Below are 1,796 nucleotides of genomic sequence, written 5' to 3'. Positions count from 1 at the left end.
CCTGTCCCGGCGGGGCATGGGCCAGGTCGGCCAGGTCCTTGATCAGGTCGAGAAAGTCGCGGGCCGAATCGTCTTCGTTCAGGACGGCCTAGACACCTCCCAGCAACAGGCCCGCCTAGCCCTCGTTTTGCTGTCCGAGGTCGCCCGCAGCGAGTCCGCCAACATCGGGCTACGCGTCGCCTCGGCGAAGGCCCACCTCCGCAGCCTTGGGCGGTGGATCGGCGGACAACCGCCCTACGGCCTAGCGGTCGGCGAGGACGGCCGGCTAGACCACGACCCGCACACCGCGCCGACGGCCCGCGAGATCGCCGAGCGCGCCCTGTCTGGCGAACCGCTGGTACACATCGCCCGCGACCTGAACGCCCGCAAGATCCCCGCGACGCGCGGCGGTGCTTGGGGCGTCGGGTCCCTGTCGGTTCTGCTCAAGTCGCCCGCGTTCGCCGGGCTGCTGCCCGAGACCGTCAAGAAAGACGGGAAGTACACGGGGAAGGTCGTCCCCTGGCGCGACCCCGAGACCGGCAAGACCGTCGATATCGGCCGAGGGATCATCACGCCCGCCGAGCAACTACAGGTCATGCGCATCCTGGAAGCCCGCACCGGCACCGACCCGGTCGGCCGTAACCGGGGCGTGAGGGCTCAGGTGTCCCACCTCCTGACCGGCTTTCTCCGCTGCGGGGGCTGCGGGCGTCGCATGTCCGCCGCCGGACGGTCGTACGTGTGCCAGGGCCGCCGCCTCGGCCACCCGTGCCCTGCGCACGTCACCGCGTTTATCGCCGCCGTAGACCGCGCCGTGGTCGACGCGTTCATAAACCGCCTGGCCGCGACCGAGCCTGGCGACCCGTTGCTAGACGCCGTGGCCGAGCGCTGGATAGCCCGGCATGACCCGGACATAATCCGCGAGCGGGCGACCATCACAGCCGCCTTGGAAGACGCGAACGCCTCCCTGGTCGACCTGGAAGACGCCCGCTACCTTCGCGGCGAGTTCGTCGGCCCCGAGGCGGTCCAGCGCTGGACCCGTTTACACGAGCGGCTGACCGCCCGCGTCGTCGGGCTGCGCCGCAACCTCGCCGACTTCCCGTTGCCCGAGGCGGACATTAGCCCGCTCCTCGACCCGGTCCAGGCCCGCGAAGCATGGGACGCCGCCACGGTCCCCGACCGCCGCGACCTCCTCCGCCTGGCCCTGAACGCCGTAACCATCACGCCCGCGCACGGCCGCCGGGGCGTGCGATTCGACCCCGACGCCCGCCTCCGGTTCACCTGGGCCGACGAGCCCGAGTCCGCGTCCCCGGACGCCTGAGACCTCGCCACCGCAACCAAATAAGGCAGGCCCGGTAGCGACTCCACCGCCGACCGAGGCCCTAACGGAAGAAATGACCTTCCGCTAGGCGCCACCCTATCCACCCGCGCCCGCCGCGCCCGCCGCGCCTGATCGCGGCCTACGCCGGCCCCGCTCGGGGCCTGGCCGCTTACCTGCCGACCCTGGCCGCCCTCCGTGAACGCCGTCCGGGCGTCCTGGGATGCGCGATGATGCCGAGCCAGTGGGCCGAGATGATCGGCGCCAGCCTGGCCCGCCTCGACCTAGGCCCCCGACCACGCGGACCGCGTCCGCGAAGAGCAGACCCTCGGCCTCGCCGAGTCGATCGGCCGGGGCCCGGTCCGCGACGTGACCCACGCCGGACGGGGCGCCGTGGTCTTCGCGTTCGGCCAGGTCTCCCAGGCCCTCGAAGAGGCCGCCGTGCCGTTCGCCGAGACCATCACGGTGGCCGGCCCGGCTGTCGTCGAACCGGTCCCGCATC

General features: G+C 72.2%; 1 protein-coding gene. It reads left to right on the top strand.

Features of this window, described 5'->3' with window-relative positions; genetic code table 11:
* Nucleotides 1–1,297: recombinase family protein (locus JNW87_RS38260; RefSeq protein WP_238455426.1), on the top strand; the 1,297-nt coding region annotated here is incomplete at its 5' end.
* Between the last annotated feature and the right edge of the window lie 499 nt (nucleotides 1,298–1,796).

Origin of the sequence: Micromonospora sp. ATA51 (genome assembly GCF_016802855.1) — a bacterium.
Classification (GTDB): Bacteria; Actinomycetota; Actinomycetes; order Mycobacteriales; family Micromonosporaceae; genus Micromonospora; species Micromonospora sicca.
This window is presented reverse-complemented; position numbering and strand designations above follow the sequence as displayed.